General features: G+C 67.7%; 17 protein-coding genes. 7 read left to right on the forward strand and 10 right to left on the reverse strand.

Going from position 1 to position 17,925, the window contains the following annotated elements:
* Positions 1–50: 50 nt before the first annotated feature.
* The gene (locus D578_RS0113685; protein WP_018950497.1) at positions 51–590 is read right to left on the reverse strand and encodes an RDD family protein; all 540 of its coding nucleotides are present in this window, start codon (positions 588–590) and stop codon (positions 51–53) included.
* A gap of 59 nt (positions 591–649) precedes the next feature.
* Between D578_RS0113685 and D578_RS0113690 the strand changes: the two genes are divergently transcribed.
* Positions 650–1,003: a PilZ domain-containing protein gene (locus D578_RS0113690; protein ID WP_018950498.1), complete on the forward strand. Its 354-nt coding sequence runs from the start codon at positions 650–652 to the stop codon at positions 1,001–1,003.
* A gap of 9 nt (positions 1,004–1,012) precedes the next feature.
* Here the strand turns inward: D578_RS0113690 and glp are convergent, their stop codons facing one another.
* From glp to mobA, 3 genes are read right to left on the reverse strand one after another with little or no spacing between them, the layout of a single operon-like run.
* A complete protein-coding gene (gene glp, locus D578_RS0113695; protein ID WP_018950499.1) occupies positions 1,013–2,269 on the reverse strand; it encodes a gephyrin-like molybdotransferase Glp in 1,257 nt (418 codons plus the stop codon).
* Positions 2,270–2,283: 14 nt separating this feature from the next.
* A complete protein-coding gene (gene mobB / locus D578_RS0113700) occupies positions 2,284–2,826 on the reverse strand; it encodes a molybdopterin-guanine dinucleotide biosynthesis protein B (protein ID WP_018950500.1) in 543 nt (180 codons plus the stop codon).
* 52 nt (positions 2,827–2,878) lie between these two features.
* Complete coding sequence (gene mobA, locus D578_RS0113705) at positions 2,879–3,475, reverse strand: molybdenum cofactor guanylyltransferase MobA (protein WP_018950501.1); 597 nt, start codon at positions 3,473–3,475, stop codon at positions 2,879–2,881.
* Between the two features lie 141 nt (positions 3,476–3,616).
* Between mobA and D578_RS0113710 the strand changes: the two genes are divergently transcribed.
* From D578_RS0113710 to D578_RS0113730, 5 genes are all read left to right on the forward strand, one after another.
* On the forward strand, positions 3,617–5,170 hold the full coding sequence (locus D578_RS0113710; RefSeq protein WP_026289360.1) for a nodulation protein NfeD: 1,554 nt from the start codon (positions 3,617–3,619) through the stop codon (positions 5,168–5,170).
* 39 nt (positions 5,171–5,209) lie between these two features.
* Positions 5,210–6,028, forward strand: a complete 819-nt coding sequence (locus tag D578_RS0113715) for a slipin family protein (protein WP_018950503.1) — start codon at positions 5,210–5,212, stop codon at positions 6,026–6,028.
* A 3-nt stretch (positions 6,029–6,031) separates the two neighbouring features.
* Positions 6,032–6,937, forward strand: coding sequence for a site-specific tyrosine recombinase XerD (gene xerD / locus D578_RS0113720; RefSeq protein ID WP_018950504.1), 906 nt, complete (start codon positions 6,032–6,034; stop codon positions 6,935–6,937).
* Positions 6,938–7,033: 96 nt separating this feature from the next.
* Positions 7,034–7,747, forward strand: coding sequence for a DsbC family protein (locus tag D578_RS0113725; protein WP_018950505.1), 714 nt, complete (start codon positions 7,034–7,036; stop codon positions 7,745–7,747).
* Positions 7,748–7,801: 54 nt separating this feature from the next.
* Complete coding sequence (locus D578_RS0113730) at positions 7,802–8,203, forward strand: OsmC family protein (RefSeq protein ID WP_018950506.1); 402 nt, start codon at positions 7,802–7,804, stop codon at positions 8,201–8,203.
* A 264-nt stretch (positions 8,204–8,467) separates the two neighbouring features.
* On the opposite strand, the gene trxA is transcribed toward D578_RS0113730, so the two are convergent.
* Entirely contained in the window at positions 8,468–9,343 is an 876-nt protein-coding gene (trxA, locus tag D578_RS0113735) for a thioredoxin (protein ID WP_018950507.1), read from the reverse strand.
* A 131-nt stretch (positions 9,344–9,474) separates the two neighbouring features.
* Between trxA and parE the strand changes: the two genes are divergently transcribed.
* Positions 9,475–11,361, forward strand: a complete 1,887-nt coding sequence (gene parE, locus D578_RS0113740) for a DNA topoisomerase IV subunit B (protein WP_018950508.1) — start codon at positions 9,475–9,477, stop codon at positions 11,359–11,361.
* A gap of 10 nt (positions 11,362–11,371) precedes the next feature.
* Here the strand turns inward: parE and D578_RS0113745 are convergent, their stop codons facing one another.
* From D578_RS0113745 to D578_RS0113765, 5 genes are all read right to left on the reverse strand, one after another.
* Positions 11,372–11,629 carry a type II toxin-antitoxin system RelE/ParE family toxin gene (locus D578_RS0113745; RefSeq protein ID WP_018950509.1) on the reverse strand — a complete coding sequence of 86 codons (258 nt, stop codon included), beginning with the start codon at positions 11,627–11,629 and terminating at the stop codon, positions 11,372–11,374.
* Positions 11,616–11,849 carry a hypothetical protein gene (locus D578_RS0113750; RefSeq protein ID WP_018950510.1) on the reverse strand — a complete coding sequence of 78 codons (234 nt, stop codon included), beginning with the start codon at positions 11,847–11,849 and terminating at the stop codon, positions 11,616–11,618. The genes D578_RS0113745 and D578_RS0113750 overlap by 14 nt, the downstream gene beginning before the upstream one ends.
* 81 nt (positions 11,850–11,930) lie before the next feature.
* Positions 11,931–15,011, reverse strand: a complete 3,081-nt coding sequence (locus D578_RS0113755) for an efflux RND transporter permease subunit (protein ID WP_018950511.1) — start codon at positions 15,009–15,011, stop codon at positions 11,931–11,933.
* A gap of 12 nt (positions 15,012–15,023) precedes the next feature.
* Complete coding sequence (locus D578_RS0113760) at positions 15,024–16,628, reverse strand: efflux RND transporter periplasmic adaptor subunit (protein WP_018950512.1); 1,605 nt, start codon at positions 16,626–16,628, stop codon at positions 15,024–15,026.
* The gene (locus D578_RS0113765; protein ID WP_018950513.1) at positions 16,625–17,884 is read right to left on the reverse strand and encodes a TolC family protein; all 1,260 of its coding nucleotides are present in this window, start codon (positions 17,882–17,884) and stop codon (positions 16,625–16,627) included. The genes D578_RS0113760 and D578_RS0113765 overlap by 4 nt, the downstream gene beginning before the upstream one ends.
* Positions 17,885–17,925 lie beyond the last annotated feature (41 nt).

Genomic DNA, 17,925 nt, shown 5'->3' on the forward strand with positions numbered 1-17,925 from the left:
TTCTTCGTGCGCTTCGTGATTGCATCATTCGTGGTTGAATCCGAGGAGCGTCAGCTCTTGCGGTTCTGTTTCCAGCGGGGCTTGGCCAGGCCCTGGATGCGTACCAACTCGGTGCTGGAGAGCCAGTCGTGCAGCATCCAGCGGCGCGGGTGGAACTGCGACAGGCCGAGCGCGAACAGCGCCGCAGCCGTGACCACGGTGATCGCCACGGCGCCGTGCTCGCGCACCGCCCAGATCGCCATCAGGATCACCAGCCACTGGGCGACCGCGACCAGGTAGCGCAGGGTCGCCTGCCAGGCATGGACCGCATGGCCACCCTCGGTGCGCAGCTGGATGTTCCAGGCCTGCATGCCAAGCGTCTGTCCGGTGCGGGTCCAGAACCAGTAGAAAAAGCCCCAGGCCACGATCAGGTTGAGCACGAAGTGCGCGCGCGGCGAGTACAGCCCGGTGGTGTTACCAAGGACAACCACCAGAAGACCAAGGACCATCCAGATCGCGATCAGCAGCAAGGCGTCGTAGATGATCGCGGACAGGCGGCGGAGCAGGCTGGTCGGCTGGCCGTCGACGGACGAGGCGGCGGTTTCGGTCATGGGGTTCCCGGATGGTTCTGGATTTGGCCGCAGGCGCGGAGTGGGCGTAGTCTTGCCGTATGGAGCGACGCTTTCAACGTATCCCCCTGGAATTTCCGGCTACCCTGCTCACCGACGGCGGGGACTGTGCGGTTCGCGTGGAGGATATCTCCCTCAAGGGCCTGCTGCTGGAGGGCGCGGATCTTCCGGTCATGGCTGATGGCGACGAGGTCAGCGTCGATATCCCGCTCAGCGGCGAGGCGCGCATCACCGTCGAGGGCCGCGTGTGCTGGCACGAAGGTCTGTGGCTGGGCGTGGAGATCGAGGCCATGCCGCTCGAGTCCGCCTCGCATCTGCGCCGCCTGGTCGAGCTCAACCTCGGTGACGAGGCCCTGCTGGAGCGGGAATTTGCCGCGCTGATCGAGGCGCACTGATCCGGTCGGTTAGACCTCCGGGAAGATCTCCCGGAACGGCAGGACCTCCACCCAGTCCCCCGCCCGGGCCCCGGTGGACTCGCGTGGCAAAACCACGTAGGCGTTGGCCTCGCTCATCGCGCGCAGCTGGTGCGAGCCCTGGCCGCCCGCCGCCCGGACCACCCAGCCGCGGTCGTCAGTCTCCAGTAGCGCGCGCTGGAAGTCCTTGCGGCCCGGGGTCTTGGACAGATCCTCCAGCAGGCGGGCGTTCACGGTCTGTGGTTCGGTCGCGTCGCGCCCGGCCAGCTGCAGCAATGCCGGGCGCACCAGCAGGGCGAAGGTGGTCATCACCGCCACCGGGTTGCCGGGCAGGCCGAAGAAGTGCGCGCGGCCGAACTGTCCGAATGCCAGAGGCCGTCCGGGCTTGATCGCCAGCTTCCAGAAACCGACCTGTCCCGAGGCCTGGAGCACACGGGTCACGTGATCGGCATCGCCCACCGAGACGCCCCCGGTGGTGATGATCATGTCCGCGTCCGCACCGGCCCGCGTCAGGGCCCTGGAGACCTCCGCCTCGGTGTCGCGGATCACGCCGTAGTCCAGCACCTCCACCGGATAGGCGCTCAGCAGCGCGCGCAGGGTGTGGCGGTTGCTGTCGTGGATCTGGCCCGGGCCCAGCGATTGATCGATGGGGACCAGTTCGTCCCCGGTCGAAAAGAAGGCCACGCGCGGCCGGCGCAGCACGCTGACCCGGGCGATGCCCTGGCTGGCCAGAACCCCGACCTCGGCTGCGCCGATGCGCTGTCCAGACGCATATAGCGGGCTGCCGGCCGCGGTGTCACTGCCCGGTCCGCGGATGTTGTGGCCCGGTGTCAGGCCGCCGTTTCGCAGGGTGATGGACTCATCGTCCCGCTGTACCTGCTCCTGCATGATGACCAGTTCGGCCCCGGCCGGGACGACCGCGCCGGTCAGGATGCGCACGCACTGGCCGGGCTGCAGCTCGCCATCCCAGGGATGCCCGGCCGCCGATGTGCCCACCAGTGCAAGACAGGCCCCGTCCGTTGCGTCCGCGGCGCGCAGGGCGTAGCCATCCATGGCCGAGACCGCCGCCGGTGGCACGTCGATGCGTGCGTGAACCGGCTGGGCCAGCGTGCGCCCGAGGGCGTCTTCCAGCGTGACCTGTTCGCTCTGGGTGATCGTCCGGCAGGCCTCCAGGACCGCGGCACGGGCCTGTTCCAGGGTCTTGGCGTTGGGGTCGAATTCGTCGCAACCGGGGGCAGCCTCGGGCATGGGGTGTCTCCGCTTCAGGGGTGGCTATTCAGGTAGTCGATGATGAAGGCGGCCACTGCGTCCGGGTCGTTGACCGGCAGCAGTGGGCCGTCGAAGTCCAGGGTCGGGGCGTCGGTGGCCACCGCGATCACGCCCTCGATCTCGCGATACAACGGCGTCTTGCCCACCGACGGGCGGTGCACCTCGATCTTCGGCAGGTCCCACTGCTTGAAGCCCTCCACCAGGATCAGATCGGAACGCCGTGGGTCCAGCCGCGCGCACAGCATGTCCAGATCCGGCACGCGGCCATCGTCGGTCTCCGGGGTCTCGACCATCAGGGCGTAGCGCCGCCCGGAAGCGACCAGCATCTGGTCGGCCCCGGCACGGCGCAGTTCAAAGCTGTCCTTGCCGGGTTTGTCGACGTCGAATTCGTGGTGGGCGTGCTTGATCATCGCCGGGCGCAAGCCGCGGGCGCGCAGGGCCGGGATCACGCCCTTGAGCAGCGTGGTCTTGCCGCTGCCGCTCCAGGCGGCGAAGGCGATGCGGGGCAGGGTCGAGGGGCGGGTCGGTTCGGTCATGGGCGTCATTCCCGGGCACGGCGGTTCGCGGTCGAAAGTATAGCGATCATGATCAGTCTCTCCCCAGGTCGTCCGGTGTGTTGATGTTGGCGAACGCCTGCGGCTGATCGGAGAAATCGACGGGGATTGCACCCATGTCGCGGAACCAGCGTCCCGCCGCCAGGGACCCGCGCTCCAGGTCGTCCAGCAGGGTCTGCGCCAGTGTCGGGCGCAGCAGCGCGAACAACGGCTGCAGGCGTTCGCCGTCGTGGGCGACCGCGGCCGGGGCGTGTTCTCGCTCCAGGGCCTGTTGCAGGCGTTGGCCGAGATCCCGCGGGCAATGCGGGGCGTCCACCGGGGCACTCAGCAGGTTCTGGCCAGGGAAGGCCGCGAAGGCTGCCGCGATCCCGGCCAACGGGCCGCGGTAATCGGGGTGCAGATCACGCAGGCAGGGAAACCCCAGCGCTCGATAGCGGTCGATATCGGTATTGCTGCTGATGGCCAGCCGTGCGGCCTGGGGATGCAGGCGCTCGATCGCGTGTTCGATCAAGGGGCGTCCGTGGTACTCGACCCAGCCTTTGTTGCGCCCGCCCATGCGCCGGCCCTGGCCGCCGGCCAGGATCACGGCGGTGAGGGTCTCGGGCGGGGTGTGTATTTCCTGCGAGTCCATGCGGGTCTGCGAGTTCGGCGCCGGTCCGGCCTTTGGTTTATCGTGGCCGGTCCGGCCTTTGGTTTATCGTGGTGGAGGTGTCGGCTATCGCGTGTGCGCACGCAGTGTACGACGAATCCATCCTGACGGGAGAGGAAGCCCATGCGGGTTCCATTCGGGCGCAACGCGGGACAGGGCGGATGGCGCCCCTGGCGGCATCTTTTGTGGCTGGCCTGCCTGCTGCTGGGCGCCGGCTGGTTGGTCGCGGCAAGCATGGCCGATACGGGTGATCGCCACGGCCTGATGCTGACCGTGGAGGACGCCATCGGCCCGGCCACCGGCGATTACATCCGCCGCGGCATCGAGCGTGCCGAGGCGGAAGACGCCGAGATCATGATCCTGATGCTGGATACCCCCGGCGGGCTGGATTCCAGCATGCGCAGCATCATCAAGAACATCCTGCAATCCGACGTGCCGGTGGTGACCTATGTCCACCCGGCCGGCTCGCGCGCGGCCAGTGCCGGCACCTACATGCTCTATGGGTCGCATGTCGCGGCCATGACCCCGGCCACCAACCTGGGCTCGGCCACGCCGGTGCAGATGGGGGGCGGTGGGCTCCCGGGCATGGATCCGCCGGAACCGACCGAAGACGCCCGTGACGACGGGGACGCCGACGAGGCCAATGGCGACGCGCGCGATGATGATGCGGATGCGGGGGCGGACGACAACGGAACGGCCAACGGCGAGGTGGAGCCGGCCAGCGAGGAAGAATTGCTGGACGATGACCCGGCCCCACGACGCGGCGACGACGCGATGGGGCGCAAGGTGCTGGAGGACGCGGTGTCCTACATCCGGGGTCTGGCCGAGCGCTATGACCGCAACGCCGACTGGGCCGAGGAGACCGTCCGCGAGGGCTCCAACCTGACCGCCACCGCGGCACTGGAACAGAACGTCATCGATTTCGTGGCGAACAACCTGGACGACCTGCTCGCCCAGATCGACGGGCATACCGTGCGCATGCACGACGGTGAGCGCACGCTCTCCACCGAGGGACTGGAGATCGTGCGCATGGATCCGGACTGGCGCACCCAGTTGCTGTCCGTGATCACCAATCCGAACATTGCCTATATCCTGATGCTGCTGGGGATCTACGGCATCATCTTCGAACTGGCGAACCCGGGTGCAATCTATCCCGGCGTGATCGGCTCGATCGCGCTGATCCTGGCGTTCTTTGCGCTGCAGGTGATGCCGGTGAACTACGCGGGCCTGGCGCTGATGCTGCTGGGCATGATCTTTATGGTCGCGGAGGCCTTTGTGCCCAGTTTCGGGGCCTTGGGCATAGGAGGAATCGTGGCGTTTACTACCGGTTCGATCATTCTGTGGGACGACCCCAACCTGAACGTGGCGCTGCCACTGGTGATCGGGACGGCCATCGCCATCGGCATCCTGTCGGTCTGGGTGCTGGGGCGTCTGTTCAGCATGCGGGGCAAGAAGCCCGCGACCGGCCATGAAGAGATGATCGGCATGGTTGGCGAGGCGCGCGAGGACTTTGAACGAAGCGGCCGGGTCTGGGTCCACAGCGAACAGTGGAACGCCGAGACCTCGGCACCCGTGCGCGAAGGACAGAAGGTGCGCGTCACCGCCATCGACGGTCTCAAGCTCCAGGTCGAACCCGCGAGCGAAGAGGACACCCCGGGCACCGCATCGGCCGGTTGACCGGCCGATGCGGTACTCACAACGTAGAAGGAGCAGGACATGAACGATCTCGGTTTCTTTGTCGTTCCGCTAGTCATCCTGATCGCCATCATCGTGATGTCGATCAAGGTGCTGCGCGAGTATGAGCGCGGCGTCATCTTCTTCCTGGGCCGGTTCCAGGCGGTCAAGGGTCCGGGCCTGATCATCGTGATCCCGGGTATCCAGCAGATCGTGCGGATCGACCTGCGCATCATTACCCTCGATGTGCCCAGTCAGGACGTGATCTCGCAGGACAACGTGACGGTGCGGGTCAACGCGGTGCTGTACTTCCGCGTGGTGGATTCGGCCAAGTCGGTGATCCAGGTGGAGGATTACTACGCCGCGACCAGCCAGCTCGCGCAGACCACATTGCGTTCGGTCCTCGGCAAGCATGACCTCGACGAGATGCTCTCCGAGCGTGACAAGCTGAACAACGACATTCAGGTGATCCTCGACTCGCAGACCGACGCCTGGGGCATCAAGGTCACCAATGTCGAGATCAAGCATGTCGATCTGGACGACTCGATGATCCGCGCGATCGCCCGCCAGGCGGAGGCCGAGCGCGAACGCCGCGCCAAGGTCATCCACGCCGAGGGCGAACTGCAGGCGGCCGAGAAGCTGGTGCAGGCCGCGCAGAAAATGGAGGCGAGCCCTGCTGCGCTGCAGCTTCGCTACCTGCAGACCATGGCCGACATGTCGACCAACGGCACCGCCAACAGCATCTTCTTCCCGCTGCCACTGGAGCTGACCAAGGTGTTCGAGAGCCTGGCCGGAAAATTCCGAGCGGAGACCCCGGGAGCATCGGGCAATCCGGGCAATCCCGGGGACGGCCAGCCGTAACGCGTGACCACTGCCGAGACGGCCTCATCGGCCCTCGATCGTTTCCTGGACGAGCTCTGGGCGGTCGAGGGCCTCTCCGACCACACCCTGGCGGCCTACCGCCGCGACCTGGAAGGTCTGGGACACTGGCTGGAGCCCAGGGGCGTGGATCTGGAGACCGCCGGGGCGGCCGACCTGCTGGGGTACGTCAGCGCACGCATGCAGGCCGGGGCGCGGCCGAAGTCCATCACCCGGGCGCTGTCCAGCATTCGCCGCTTCTATCGCTATCGGGTCTATCAGGGTGAGCGCGAGGATGACCCCAGCGCCGGGATCGAATCGCCCCGCGCCGGGCGTCCGTTGCCGGACAGCCTGTCCGAGGCGCAGGTGGATGCCCTGCTGCAGGCGCCCGATCTCGAGACCCCGGTGGGCCTGCGCGACCGCGCGATGCTGGAGCTGATGTACGCCACCGGCCTGCGCGTCTCCGAGCTGGTGGGCCTGGAGCAGTCAGAGGTCAACAGCCGCCAGGGCGTGGTGCGCATCACCGGCAAGGGCGACAAGGAACGTCTTGTGCCGCTGGGCGAGGAGGCGGCCCACTGGCTGGCCCGCTTCCAGCGCGAGGCGCGACCGGACCTGATGGACGGTCACCCTCCCTGCGAGACGGTGTTCGTCACCCGCCGCGGGCGCGGGCTGACGCGCCAGGCCTTCTGGTACCGCATCAAGGCCCATGCGCGCCGTGCTGGCATCGAGTCGCCGTTGTCGCCGCATACCCTGCGCCACGCCTTCGCGACCCACCTGCTCGATCACGGGGCGGACCTGCGCGTGGTCCAGATGCTACTGGGCCACAGCAGTCTGTCGACCACGCAAATCTATACCCACGTCGCACGCGCCCGCCTGCAAAGCCTGCATGCGGAACATCATCCCCGCGGATGACGTCTACTACGCGTTGTTACCAGTAAAAAGCCCGAGGCCCCCGCGCCCGGGACTGCTAGACTGGCCCCGTTTTTTTGTACAGCCACGAGAGAATCCATGCTCCTGAAACGCGTTCTTCCCCTTGCCGCGGCCCTGGCCGTGTTCAGTACCCCGGTCATGGCGACCGATGCCATCGAGGAATCCATGGCCCGGGTGATTCCGGATGCCGAGGCCGACAGCATCCGGGAGACCCCGATGGCTGGCATTTACGAGGTGCGCTACGGCACCGATGTCCTCTATGTCTCCGAGGACGGCCGGTATCTGATTCAGGGCAGTCTGGTCGATCTGGAAACCCGCGAGAACCTGACCCAGGCCGCGCTCAGCGGCGTGCGCGCCGACATGTTCGCCGCCATCGACGACAGCGAGCTGGTGACCTATTCGCCGGACGGCGACACCCGCGGCGTGCTGAATATCTTCACCGACCCGAACTGTCCCTACTGCCGCGAGATGCACCAGGACCTCCCGGAGTATCTGGCGGCTGGAATCAAGGTGCGCTACCTGATGTTCCCGGTCCTCGGTCGCGATTCCCCGGAGATCATGAATCGCACTTGGTGTGCGGATGATCGCGAAGAGGCGATGGACCGCGCCAAGGAAGGCGACAAGTTGGATGACATCGATGGCAGCTGCGCCACGCCGCAGGACGAACATATGGCCATGGGCCAGCAGCTCGGGATTCGCGGCACCCCGGCGCTGATCACGGAGAGCGGACAACAGATGTCCGGCTACCAGGAACCGCAGGCGGTGATCGAGCGCATCCTCGGCAGTAACTGATATCCCGGGTTGACCGGATCGCGCATTGCGATCCGGCTCCTGGATGGAGATGACATGCTTGAGTATCAGCTGAACGTCGAACGGGTGGACCAGCATGGCAGCCTGGCGCACGCCAAGCAGGCCGAGGTCACCCTGGACACCGACATGGACGGGCGCGACGACGCCCTGAGCCCGCCGGAGCTTTTGCTGGCGTCACTCGGTGCCTGCATGGTGCGCGGCATCCAGCGCGCCCTGCCGATGCTGCGCATGGAGGTGGACAGCATCTCCATCCAGTTGCGCGGCTGGCGCCAGGACGACCCACCAGCGATAGCGAAGATCGAGTACCGCGTCGAAGTCGGCACCGATGCCGACGAGGAAATGATCGAGCTACTGCACCGCAATGTGCAGAAGGGCACGATCTACTCGACCCTCGCCGCCGGCACCCAGCTCACCGGCGAGGTCGTCGCCAAGCCATAGGTCGCGCAACCGGTGGGGCAGGGACCTGTGGGAGCGAGCTTGCTCGCGAAGCCCCCGCCCGCGCTTGACCTGCACACCGCGGTTCCCGTCGCAGGGGAATCTCGGATCGATAGTGGTTGACCAGCGCCCGATCGCCGAGGGGGCTCGGCTCCTGCACGTCGGTATCCGGGGATACCGACGTGCAGGAGGCCAGCCTCTGGCCGATGGGGCGGGGTCGAGGCCGTAGCCGGTTGGAGGGATGCTGCGCCGGCAATCGGGGCCCGTTCAATAGAGCAGCGACGCCATCTGCCGTCGATACTGCCCGACCAGCGGATGGTCATCCCCCAGCACCTTGAATGCGGCCAGCAGGCCCTGCTGGCCGGCCCCATCGTTGTAGGAGCGGTGCTGCTTCATCAGTTGCAGGTATAGTCCCAGCGCCTCTTCGGCGCGGCCGGATAGCATCGCGTAGGCCGCCATCTGCTCCAGCGCCTCGGGGCGCGGGTCGCCTTCCTGCAGTTCTTTCGCCAACGCCTGCGGGTCGATGCCGGCGGCGGTCTTGGCGAACACCAGGCGGGCGCGCAGGGTCTTGGCCTCTTCCTTTTCGCTCTGGTCCAGAGGCAGCTTGCCGAGCTCGGCCTCGGCCGCCTCGGGGTCGCCGGACTGGGCCAGGGCGCGCGCCAGCTCGATGCGCAGGTCGCCGTTGTCGGGGTCTTCCTCCAGCGCGGCCTTGAGGGTCGCCAGGGCGCCGTCCACGTCGCCGGTCTTGGCCTGCTCGCGCGCCTGTTCGATCAGCTTGTCGGAGGGCTTCTCCAGGTACTGGTCGATCATCGCGCGGATGTTCGGCTCCGGCTGCACGCCCATGAATTGATCCGCCGGCTTGCCGTGGCGAAAGATCATTACGGTCGGCAGGCTGCGCACACCGTATTGCTGTGCCAGGGCCTGCTGCTCGTCGCTGTTCACCTTGGCCAGGCGGAACTTGCCGGCATACTGCGCCGCCAGCTGCTGCAAAAGCGGCATCAGCTGCTGGCAGGGGCCGCACCAGGCGGCCCAGAAATCCACGACCACCGGGCGCTGGTGGGATTCGTCCAGCACGGCCTGCTGGAAGTTTTCCTGGGTGACGTCGAGGATGTCCTCGCCGGTTGTGCTTGCGGCTTCTGCCATGGGAACCCTCCTGAAACACTTGAATACGAAATCTGCACAGCATTGTTGGGATCATGGGGGCGATTGCAAGCAGCCCTGATTTGCTACCCTTCGCGCATCCGCGAGTGCGCAATCGACACAGGAACGATCACGTGAGCTATTCCGCATCCGATATCGAGGTCCTCGAGGGGCTGGACCCGGTGCGCAAGCGCCCGGGCATGTACACCGACACCAGCCGCCCCAACCACATGGCGCAGGAGGTGATCGACAACTCGGTGGACGAGGCGATCAGCGGCCATGCCAAACGCATCGACGTGATCCTGCACAAGGACGACTCGGTCTCGGTCAGCGATGACGGTCGCGGCATGCCGGTGGACCTGCACCCGCGCGAGAAACGCCCCGGCGTCGAGGTGATCCTGTCCACCCTGCACGCGGGCGGTAAGTTCTCGGACAAGAACTACCAGTTCTCCGGCGGTCTGCACGGGGTTGGCGTGTCGGTGGTGAATGCGCTGTCGAAATTGCTGGAGATCCAGATCAAGCGTGACGGGCGCGAGTACCGCATGGCCTTCTCCGGCGGCTACAAGACGCAGGACCTGGAGGCGGTCGGCGACGTCGGCAAGCGCAACACCGGCACCACGCTGCACTTCTGGCCGGACCCGCAGTACTTCGATTCGCCGCGGTTCTCGGTGCCCAGACTCAGGCACATCCTGCGCGCCAAGGCGGTGCTGTGCCCGGGCCTGACCGTGACCTTCCGCGACGAGACCACCGGCGAGGCCTGCGAGTGGTGCTACGCCGCCGGCCTGCGCGACTACCTGGTGGAGGCCCTGGACGGCCTGGAGCGCCTGCCGGAGGAACCGTTCATGGGCTCGATTTCCGGGGCGACCGAGGCCGCCGACTGGGCCGTGACCTGGCTGCCGGAAGGCGGCGAGGTCGTCAGCGAAAGCTACGTAAACCTGATCCCGACCACCCAGGGCGGTACCCACGTGAACGGCCTGCGCACCGGCCTGACCGAAGCAGTGCGCGAGTTCTGCGAGTTTCGCAGCCTGATCCCGCGTGGCATCAAGCTGGCCCCGGAGGATGTCTGGGAGCGGGTGGCCAGCGTGCTGTCGTTCAAGATGCAGGACCCGCAGTTCGCCGGGCAGACCAAGGAGCGTCTGTCCTCGCGCCAGGCCGCGCCGTTTGTCTCCGGCGTGGTCAAGGACGCCTTCAGCCTGTGGCTGAATCAGCACCCGCAGCAGGGCGAGCGCATCGCCGAACTCTCGATCCAGAATGCGCAGAAGCGCCAGCGCGCGGGGCGCAAGGTGGTGCGCAAGAAGATCACCCAGGGCCCGACCCTGCCGGGCAAGCTGGCCGACTGCGCCAGCCAGGAGCTGGCGCGCACCGAACTGTTCCTGGTCGAGGGCGACTCCGCAGGTGGCTCCGCCAAGCAGGCCCGCGATCGCGAGTTCCAGGCGATCATGCCGCTGCGCGGCAAGATCCTGAACTCCTGGGAGGTGGACCCGGACCAGGTGCTCGGCTCGCAGGAGATCCACGACATCTCCGTGGCCCTGGGCGTCGACCCGGGGCAGGCCAGCCTGGAGGGGCTGCGCTACGGCAAGGTCTGCATCCTGGCGGACGCCGACTCCGACGGCGCGCACATCGCTACGCTACTGTGCGCGCTGTTCCTCAAGCACTTCCGCCCGCTGGTCGAGCAGGGGCACATCTTTATCGCGATGCCGCCGCTGTACCGCGTGGATGTGGGCAAGCAGACCTTCTACGCCCTGGACGGCGACGAAAAGGCCGGCGTATTGGAGCGCATCGAGGCGGAGAAGCTGAAGGGCAAGATCTCCGTGACCCGCTTCAAGGGCCTGGGCGAGATGAACCCGCTACAGCTACGCGAGACCACCATGAACCCCGACACCCGGCGCCTGGTGCAGCTCACGCTCGACGCCGCCGACGACACGATGCAGCTGATGGACATGCTGCTCGGCAAGAAGCGCGCCGGCGAACGCCGCGCCTGGCTGGAAGGCAGGGGCCACCTGGCCGACGTCGCCGTCTGATACCCGCACTTCAGCGATAGGCTTCACGGCGGTGGCCTATTTTAACCACCGTGATGATCAGCTGGTCGTCCTTGATCTCGTAGAGGATGCGGTAGACGCCCTGCCGCACACGGTATCGCTCCTGGGCGGACAGCTTCTCGCTGCCGGGTGGGCGGGGGTCATCGGCCAGTGACGCGATGCGTTCGAGGATGCGACGTACGTCCTTGTCGGGAATCCGTCGCAGGTCCTGGGCGACGGATTGACGGACGACGACCTCAAATCTTGCCATGCGCCTTCAGGTCGTCGAGGAGTGCCTCGTAGGTCATGGTTGGCTCTGCGACGCGATCTTCGAACGCCTGCAAATCCTCCTGATCCTCGATCAGTGTCTGGCGCACGGCACGATTGACCAGATCGGAGACCGAGCAGTGCGTGGAGGCGGCCTTCAGGCGCAGTGCCCGGTGTAAGTCCGGTTCGAAATAGACGGTGGAACGTTTGTTTGGCTCGTTCATCGGGGCCTCCATGATGCTTGGTACCATGGACATCGTAACGCTGTGACGTCATGACGTCACAGCGATTGGTCCGAACCCGCGTCAGGCCCGCGCCGATGGGCGCGAGCGCAGCCAGTGATACAGGGCCGGCAGCACCAGCATGTTGAGGGCGGTGGAGCTGAGCAGGCCGCCCAGGATTACGATGGCCATCGGGGCCTGGATCTCGGTGCCGGTCTCGCCCAGGCCCAGGGCCAGCGGGATCAGCGCCAGCGCGGCGGTAAGCGCGGTCATCAGGATCGGGGTCAGCCTCTCCAGCGCACCGCGTTCCACGGCCTCGTCCAGCGGCACGCCCTCGGCCGCCAGGCTCTGGTAGCGGCTGATCAGCAGCAACCCATTGCGCACGGCGATGCCGAACAGGGTGATGAAGCCGACCAGGGCCGCGATGGTCATCACGCCGCCCATGGCGAACACCGCGATCACCCCGCCGATCAGGGCCAGCGGGATGTTGACCATCACCAGCAGGACCAGGGTCAGCGAGCGCAGGGCCAGCTGCAGCACCAGCAGCATGGCGACCAGGACGCCGGCGGATACGATCACGATGGTCCGGGTGGCCTGTGCCTCGGCCTCGAACTGGCCGCCCAGCTCCACGCGATACCCCTCGGGCAGCTCCACCCGCTCGTCGATGGCGGCGCGGACCTCGTTGGCCGCGCCATGCAGGTCGCGGCCCGCCACGTTCGCACTGACCACCAGGCGGCGCTCGGCATTCTCCCGGTTGATCTGGTTGGGGCCGCGTTCGATCCGGGGTTCGGCGACCTCGCCCAGACGGATGTGGTGTCCGGTCGGCGTGCGGATCGGGATGTCCGCCAGGCCGTCGATCACGCGGTGTTCCGCGGGCAGGCGCACGACCAGGTCGAAGCGTCGTTCGCCCTCGAAGATCTGCGCGACGCGGGCGCCACGCCAGGCGGTCTCGACGGTCTCGGCGGCATCGGCCACGGTCAGGCCGTAGCGGGCGAGGGCGGTGCGGTCGGCATGCAGCCGGACCTGGGGCACCGCCGCGACGGGCTCGACCGACAGGTCGACGATGCCGTCGATTCCTTCCAGGGTCGCCTCGACCTGCTTCGCGAGACGTTGCAACTCGCCCAGCCCGGGGCCGAAGACCTTCACCGACAGGTTTGCGCGCACGCCGGTGAGCATGTGGTCGATGCGGTGCGAGATCGGCTGGCCGATGTTGAACTGGCCGGGGAAGGCGGCCAGTCCCGCGCGCAGCTCCTCGAGAAACGCCTCCTTCCCCTGCGGTAGCGGGCCCAGACGGACATCCAGTTCGCTGAGGTGGGGCGGTTGGGTATGCTCCGCCCCCTCGGCCCGTCCGGTGCGGCGGGCGGCGGACAGGATCGCATCCTGCTCCAGCAGCCAGCGTTCGACCTGGCCGGCCATCTCCGCCGAGGTTTCCAGGCTGGTTCCGGGCGGCGTGGCCATCTCGATGGTCAGGCTGCCCTCGTTGAAGTCGGGCAGGAATGATCGTCCCAGCAGCAGCGTGGCCGCCAGCGTGGCCACGGCGAGGATGGTGGAGATCGCGAGGATGCTGCGCCGGAACCGGAGCGTGGCGCGCAGCAGCGGGCGGTAGCCGCGTTGTAGCAGGGCGGCCACTGGCGGTTCGCGCCCGGCGTTGCGGCGCGCGATCGCGGGCAGCAGCCAGCGGGCGAGCACCGGCGTCACGGTCAGGGCCACCATCAGCGATGCGGCGATCGCGATCAGGTAGGCCACCCCCAACGGCTGCAACAGGCGACCCTCCACCCCGCTCAGGAAGAACAGCGGGGCGAACACCAGCATGATGATCACGGTGGAGAAGACCACCGGATAGCGCATCTCCGAGCAGGCCTGGCGCACGGTCTCGTCCAGGCTGGCGCGATCGCGCTCGCCACCGTTCTCGCGCAGGCGGCGATAGATGTTCTCCACAAAGATGATGGCGTCGTCGACCAGCGCGCCGATGGCGATGGTCATGCCCCCCAGGGTCATGGTGTTGATCGTGATGCCCAGTGCCTGCAGGGCCAGCAGGGCGACGGTCAGCGACAACGGTATGGCGAGGACCGAGATCAGCGTGATTCGTACGCTTAGCAGGAACACCAGCAGGATCAGCACCACGAAGATCGCGCCGTCGCGCAGGGCCTCGGCGACGTTGGCCACGGCCGTCTGGATGAAATCGGCCTGACGAAACAGGTTGGGTTCGAGGGTAATGCCCTCGGGCAGGCCCGCTTCCAGCCGCGCGAGCGTCGCGTTGATCGACCGGGTCAGTTCGAGGGTGTCGGCATCCGGCTGTTTGGAGACGGCCACGACCACGCCGGGGTGCCCATTCACGCCGCCGTCACCGACCGGGATGCCCGGACCCATCGCGACCTCCGCGACATGTCGCACCAGGATCGGCATGTCGTCGCGCACGGCGACCACGGACTGCTCGATCTCATCCAGGCGTTCGGCGCGACCGAGGAAGCGGATCAGGTAGTCCTGCCCGCCGTCGCTCAGCCGGTCGCCGCCCGCATTGCGGCTGGCCTGCTCCACAGCGTCGCGGACCTCGGTGAGATTCAGGTTGAACGCCGCGAGGCGCTCGGGGGATACCTGCACCTGGTACTGGCGGACCTGGCCGCCCAGGGTGGTCACCTGGGCTACGCCGGGGATGGCCTCCAGCTGGCGCGCCACTACCCAGTCCGCGACCTCGCGGGCGCGCATGCCGTCCTCGCGGGCGTCGTCGCGTACGCCCACATAGGCGATCTCGCCCATGACCGAACTGATCGGCCCCAGCTGCGGGGCGGCGACCCCTGCGGGCAGTTGCGACTGCACGCGGCCCAGGCGCTCGTTGACCACCTGCCGGGCCTGGTAGATCTCCTCGCCCCACTCGAACTCCACCCACACCAGCGAGAACCCGGCCACGGACTGCGAGCGTAAGCGGCGCACACCGGATGCGCCGCTTACCGCGGACTCGATCAGGTAGCTGACCTGCTGTTCCACTTCTTCGGCGGCCAGGCCGGGGGCCTCGGTCATCACGGTCACGGTAGGTGCGGTCAGGTCGGGGAACACGTCGATCGGGGCCTGGCTTGCCTGCCAGGCCCCCAGCAGCAGGATGCCCAGGGCCCCGGCCATCACCAGCAGACGGTTGGCGAGGGACCATCGAATCAGTCGATCCAGCATGTCGCAGTCCCCTTAGTGCGCGTGGCCGTGGCCAATGTCATCGGAATCCCGGCCCGCCAGCAGGACCGCATAGGCGCCCTGGGTCACCACGCGCTCATCCGCCTCGATGCCGGAGAGGATCTCCACTCGTCCGGCGGAGCGGGCCCCGGTATGGACCGGGCGTCGTTCGAACGATTCGCCCCCGGTTTGCACGATCACGATCGGCACGCCGTCGTCGTCGATCAGCGCCCCGACCGGGAGCGTGACGCGATGGCGGGGCGGCCCGGCCGCGAGCGAGACCGTGACCGGCATGCCGGGACGGTACTGGGTGTCGGCGGCTTGCAGGGCGAAGGCGACCGGAAGCGTCTGCCCCGGGCCGTCGAAGGCACCGCCTTCCCACACCGGTTCGCCCCCGACGGCCAGCCACTCGCGACTTCCCGGTTGGCGCACGGCCGGGTCGGCCAGCGACGTAACGCGTTCCAGATCCGCCGGATAGAGGTGCGCCACCAGCCACAGATGCTCGCCGTCCAGCAGGCTGGCCAGGTGCTGGCCGGCCTGTACGATCTCCCCGGGGCTGACATCCAGGGATTCCACCCGTCCGCCAGCCGGGGCGCGCAGGGCAAGCGTCCCGGAAACGGCGCTGCCGTCGAGCCGTTCCTGGCGGTCACGGGCGTCGTCCAGCTCGGCCCGGGCGGTGTTGCGTTCGCGGCGGGCTTCCACCACCCGGCTGTCGGCGATCACGCCCTCCTCGGCAAGACCCGTCAGACGTTCCAGGTCGGCCTCGGCCGCGGTCAGGCGTTCCTGCGCCCGGGCGAGATCCAGGGCCAGACCGCTGGAGGTGCCGCTGTCCGGCAACACCGCCAGGCGCATCAGACTGTCGCCGGCGTGCACCTCGCGGCCGGGTGCCGGCCAGTCCCCGTCCGCCGTAATCACCCCATCGGCTGGTGCGACCAGTCGGGTGCGTTGGCCGGGTACCTCGCGGATCGTCCCGGGGACCGCGATGCGTTCGGCAAACGGCTCGTAACGGGCCGAGGCAGTGGCAAACCGCATGCGCCACTGCGTCTCCTTGAGGAAGGTGATCGTGTCGTCCGCGTCGTGTGCGTGGTCGTCATCGTGCGCGTGCCCGTGGTCATCCCCGTCGTGGGGATGGCCCCGGTCGTCGGCATCATGGTCGTGCCCGTGGTCCTCGTCGGCGGGGTGCGCATGGTCGTCCTCGTGGCCATGGCGGTGTCTGCCCGGGATCTCCACCTGACCGAGGGTGCTTTCGCGGATGCCGTTGGCATCTTGGTGCACGCCGGTCAGGTAATAGCGCCCGGCTTCCGGCAGTTGCAGGGTGACGGCGAAGATGCCCTCGCGGTCGAGATGGGCAGTGGCTTCGCTGAATACCTCCCCGTAGCGGTTATGCATCTGCAGGGTCAGTTCCCCGGTGGTGACTGGACGGAAGTCGTCCAGCCAGGTGGCGTGGACCAGGAAGGTCTCCGAGGCCCCGGGCTCCAGGGGCCCGGCCTCCAGGAACCATTCCAGTCCCGCATCCCAGTGGGTGATCTCGAGGTCCTCGGCCAGGGTGGGGCCGGTCGCCAGGGCCAGGACCAGCAGGATGGCGATGCGCGTAATCCGGTGGGTGATTCGGTATGTCATTGGGTGTCCTCCACGAGGCCGAGCCCCGCTGCAATGCGCAGTTCGCGCCACTCCGCCCAGCTCTGGGCAAGCAGATCCTGTTCCTGCTCGATCGCGTTGAAATGGGTGTTGTAGGCCTCGAGTACTTCCAGCAAAGAGGCCTCGCCGCTCTCGTAGCCGCGGTAAGTCAGGTCGCGCACGCGCCGGGCGGGCACCAGCGTCTGGTTGCGGTGGCGGTCCAGTTCGTCCAGCATGTGCGCGAGGTGCACGCGGCCGACCTCGACCTGGCGGGTCAGGTCGCGCCGCAGGGCACGGACCTCGGTCTGGCGTGTGTAGTGGTCCGCCACGGATTCGCGGACGCGCCCCTGGTTGCGATCCCATAGCGGCAGTTCGAGCTGCAGCGCCACGCCGGCGGAGATTTCCCGGCGGCCGTCGATCACGTCGCGCTCCTGAAACAGCCGGATGCCGATATCCGGGCGCCCCTCGGCACGTGCGTGGGCAATGTCCAGCTGTGCGGCCTGTTGCTGTTCGGACGCGGCCCGCAGGGCGGGGTGCGGGTCCAGCACCGTCTGTGGTTCGATCCTGGCGGGTTCCGGGGGCGGGTCGTCGAAGGCGGGGGCAGTGCCCAGCGTGGTGGGGCGCCGGTCGAGCCAGGCGGCCAGGGTGGCCCGGGCCTCGGTCCGCTCGCCCTCGGCGGCCTCCAGCTGGCGCACGGCCTCGGAGCGGAACAGGCCGATGCGCAGACGCTCGCGCTCGGACAAGTCGCCGCGTTCCTGTCGCAGTCGGGCAATGCGCTCCAGGCGCTGGGCCTCGTCCAGGCGCTCGCGCGCCAGTTCAAGCCCCGTCTCCGCCTGCTGCCAGGCATGAAACGCTGCGCCGATGTGGCCTTCCAGCTCCAGGCGTTCGGCGTGGGCCCGCGCCTCGGTCGCGGCGAGTCGGGCGGTCGCGGCATCACGTCGATGTCCGATCTGCCCCCATAGCGGGAGCGGCTGGGTGATGGCGATCCCGCTCAGCGAGTAACCGCCGCGCTGGTCCTCCAGCCCCATGCGGTTCGAGGCCTCGGCCTCCAGCGTCGGGTTGGGCCAGCGCCCCGCCTGATCCCGCGCGCCGCGCTGGGCGTCAATGCGGTGTTCGAAGGCTTCGGCCTCGGGGGATACGGACAACCCGTGAGTGACCGCCCGATCGAGTGTCCAGCGGTCCGTGTCCGCGAGCGCGGCGGGTATGCAAAGCAGTCCGATCAGTCCAGCGACCGACCAGGAAAAAACCGAATACGGCATGGGAGGCACTCCCCATTGATGACGATCCAGGCTGCGCCCCA

It is taken from the genome of Thioalkalivibrio sp. ALMg11 (genome assembly GCF_000377905.1).
Taxonomy (GTDB): domain Bacteria; phylum Pseudomonadota; class Gammaproteobacteria; order Ectothiorhodospirales; family Ectothiorhodospiraceae; genus Thioalkalivibrio.